The organism is Dysgonomonas termitidis (assembly GCF_042654545.1).
GTDB classification, from domain to species: Bacteria; Bacteroidota; Bacteroidia; order Bacteroidales; family Dysgonomonadaceae; genus Dysgonomonas; species Dysgonomonas termitidis.
The window spans coordinates 1-3,556 of record NZ_JBHSGN010000113.1 but is presented as its reverse complement, the minus strand read 5'-3'; the positions used below and the strand labels follow the sequence as shown (position 1 = coordinate 3,556).

Here is a 3,556-nt window from a genome sequence, read left to right as displayed (position 1 = left end):
TCTGTCCTAAAATTATTGCATCAAATTTGACGAAGAACCGGCATACTCAAGATTATCCAGTCATCACCAAACTGCCTTATTACCTTGCCCCAAAATCGGGAAAAAATCTGGAGGAACTACTTCCCTGCCAGTGGAGAGTGTGCAGGCTAAGCCACGACAATTTGCCGGCAATCCCGGGAATGTCCCCGGACTTTCCTTAGACGTAAGCCTTTTATTAACGGTCGTACCACAAATGAAAACCTCTTTATCAACAGGTACGGTAATCCGATAACGCGCTATGGAATATATGAAATGGTTGATAGGTATGGCAAAATTGCTAGCCTTGTGTACCATCAATGACAGGAAAACGTGTCAGTCTGCAGCCTTTAAGGCATAGAAAATATTCTTATCAACTGAAAACAAACGAGTTGTGAGAATATTTTTCTTAGCAGGCAATGGTTTGAAAATGATTGAACCTCAACCTTTTACCTCATTTTGCATAGAATACAAAGAACGACTCTGAGTTGTAAAGATATAAAAATATCATTTGTGGAATCTATTCGTGAAGTTTATTTTTAGGATTATGTTAGGTTGAGTCGTGACTATTTTAGAAAAGAGAACTTTGGACAGACAAACATTGTTCTACCTCATTCTTTATAGATAATTATTTTCTTTTCAAGGCGTTCATAACGTCAGACTTTTTATAATATGATTTACCCTTGATTTTCTCATAAGGTAATAGTCCAAACTGCTTATACCTTTGCAGCGTTCTGGGAGTAATACCCAAGAGTAAACAGACGTCTTGATTATCCAGAAGTTCATCACCCTCCATAACGTCTTTTATACGGGATAATCTATCTAATTTGTTATCTATCGAATCAAATCTCTTGGTTAAAAGTTTTATGATTAATTCTATGTATTCTTTAAAGTCCTGTCCCATACTTTTTCTTTTATTTATAGTTGTATTAATGCAAAGATGGGTTTCTTAAAAAAAAATATTTCCCTAATTATTTTTAAATAGGGAAATATTTATCTTAAACATAAGAAAACTAGTGTTTTATATTTTCATTTTTTTAAATAAGTTCTCTTTTATCCTGTCAATATACATTTTTTTGGGTTTCCTGGTACACATATCACCGAACTTTTCGCTTATATTTCCCAGTTTAATTTGAAAAATAAACTCAAAACATGCGGCAATTTCTTCCAATTTACCTTTTCCGAAATTAATAGAGAGGTTTTGTGTCCCATAAATCAATTCAATCAATGCATTAAATGTGTCTGTCCACTTTAATAATTTAGGTATCTTTATTCTTAAATCAGAGTGTTCTGTTTTTAATCTATTTATTTCAATTTCTGTATCTATAATATATAATAGATAGTCACATTGACACTCATGTTGGGGATGTTGATTTTTATTAATCAGGATCGTGTACCTAATTCTTCGAAGAAGCCTGTAAACTTCCAGAAGATTATTTTCCGTTGTGCAATATTCAGTTAAATCCCTGACTAGTCTTTTGCTTAATTTTTCAATATTAGATTTATCATCGATTTTAAATACTAGAAGGCTGATTTTAATTATTTTCGCTTTCATAATGTGCTTCGTTTAAAAGGTAAAACAAAGCCTGACGGATATTTCTTTAAATATAGTTAAATTATCTTGGGATTGAATGTTTTTAATGCTTTTATAATTAGATGTATAAGATGCTTTTCCTTTATTATTCATCTTAATATAAAATTATAAACTGATTGAATATTAAATTTATTCAATTGTAAGGGGCATCGTGAAAAATTTCCTGAATAGTTAGATATCTCTAGTCTCCTATTGAAAATTTAGATTCTCTTTTGTATATCGTTTAATATAGTTTTAATCATGAAGGTCGATTTTATTTTGAGAAAAATAAATTGAAAAAGAGATTAGTATATAAAATTCAATTTGATTATAAAAGACAGTTGGAATTTAACCTGTTTTTCTTAGCTGGTATCGACAATAGCCAATATATTGGGGATAAAAGTTTTTTCCGAAATAATAACTTATGACAGGACACAATAAGTAAGTATGAAGTTCTCAAATCTTCTTTAATAATATACATAATGGACCAATAAATAAGCGTAATATCAGTAACGTATAAAATCTGAAATATTCTATTTTTGTGAAAATATTATTTATTCTGGCAGTATTTTATGATTGAACTTTCATATATTCTCTTATCGGGAGTTGTCTTTAATATGCCTGCCGCGACTAGATCAGAGATTTTTTTATGCGATCGTTTTAGCATTTTTGCGGTTTGATTAATACTAAATGTTTTTTCTAATTCCGATATTAGAGATTTAGGGAATTTCCGATCTATAATTCTTTCTATTATTTTTTCGATATCCGATTCTGTAGTAACAATGATAGTTTCCATAAGAACATTTTATTTAATTGTTTTGAATCCGGAGATATTTCCGGATTGTGACCCATATTTTGAATCTCTAAATTATTGATGTAATCGATGTGGATAAATTTATTGTTGAGTATTTAATGAAAATTAGCAGAATAGGGTGTTTTTGTGTAAAATACGTGAAAATGGTGGTTTCTTTTTATTAAGACAATATTTTTTTGAATGAAGATTTATGCCTAAATAATTAACTGTAAGATTTTTGAGATCTTTAAAGGATTCGAAAAAATAGAAAAAATAAAAAAAATAGTCAAACAACTTGCAGATAAAGAAAAATGCTTTACCTTTGCATCCGCTTACTGAGAGAGGCTAAGCCGTTAAAGGAGATTTAGAGCGAATATCCACAGATGGTCAGCAAGTAAATATTTTTAATTATAAATATGTTTTACGATTGTTGGACAACTGGTGAAAGCATAAAGGGCTAGATGATTGTTTTTTGGTATCTTATAGAGATGTGATTCAACTCTGCCTGGGACTATACACTTTATGCTAGAAATGGAAACTTATTTCCAAATATATAGCAAGAAGATCACTATTTATTATCTGTGTTCGTAAAAGTTCGAAGATTATAAAATATAACTCCATTGTTTACACCTATTTGTTGTATAAAAGTTTGACTTTTTGTCTAAACTGTATACAAGAATATGCTAACTGCATATATGCCCTTATTAGTATAGCGATCTTCAATTTTCTATAATATTCCTAAAATAAGATGTTAAATCGTTCCTAAAAATACGTTATTCAGAGGAACGATTATTTTTTGTTTATTGTAATAAGACAACTTCAAAATGAAAGAGACATTCAGAGTCTTATTTTTTATAAGAAAGAATCAATTAAAAGATAATGGACTAGGAACTATCATGATCCGTATCACAATCAACGGAAAACAAATTCAGTTTAGCAGCAAATTAGAGGTTGATCCAGGAGCTTGGTCTCAGAAAGAGAATAAAGCAATTCATGAACCTTTTTTATATATCAATGAACTCTTACAGGTAATAAGAGATAAGATAAAATGCTTTTACTTCAATTTGTTATTAAAACATGACTCAGTATCCCCGGCCAGGCTTAAACAGGCATATCTGGAAAATCCAGTGAGCGTTGCCCCCTCGTGCCAAATCTAAATTGACCCCTGAAAAAAC

Annotated in this window: 5 protein-coding genes; 2 read left to right on the top strand and 3 right to left on the bottom strand. The window is 30.3% G+C overall.

What is annotated here, in order from left to right:
• The coding region (locus ACFO6W_RS18565) for a hypothetical protein (protein WP_379999164.1) at positions 1-200 on the top strand (200 nt) is incomplete at its 5' end.
• A 443-nt stretch (positions 201-643) separates the two neighbouring features.
• Here the strand turns inward: ACFO6W_RS18565 and ACFO6W_RS18560 are convergent.
• The 3 genes from ACFO6W_RS18560 to ACFO6W_RS18550 form a co-directional block, all read right to left on the bottom strand.
• Entirely contained in the window at positions 644-919 is a 276-nt protein-coding gene (locus tag ACFO6W_RS18560; RefSeq protein WP_379999162.1) for a helix-turn-helix domain-containing protein, read from the bottom strand.
• Between the two features lie 117 nt (positions 920-1,036).
• Entirely contained in the window at positions 1,037-1,570 is a 534-nt protein-coding gene (locus ACFO6W_RS18555) for an RteC domain-containing protein (RefSeq protein WP_379999160.1), read from the bottom strand.
• Positions 1,571-2,138: 568 nt separating this feature from the next.
• Positions 2,139-2,384 (bottom strand): hypothetical protein, encoded by a 246-nt coding sequence (locus tag ACFO6W_RS18550; RefSeq protein WP_379999158.1) that lies wholly within the window; start codon positions 2,382-2,384, stop codon positions 2,139-2,141.
• An 821-nt stretch (positions 2,385-3,205) separates the two neighbouring features.
• On the opposite strand from ACFO6W_RS18550, the gene ACFO6W_RS18545 reads away from it, so the two are divergent.
• Entirely contained in the window at positions 3,206-3,538 is a 333-nt protein-coding gene (locus ACFO6W_RS18545; protein ID WP_379999156.1) for an Arm DNA-binding domain-containing protein, read from the top strand.
• The last annotated feature ends 18 nt before the right edge of the window (positions 3,539-3,556 follow it).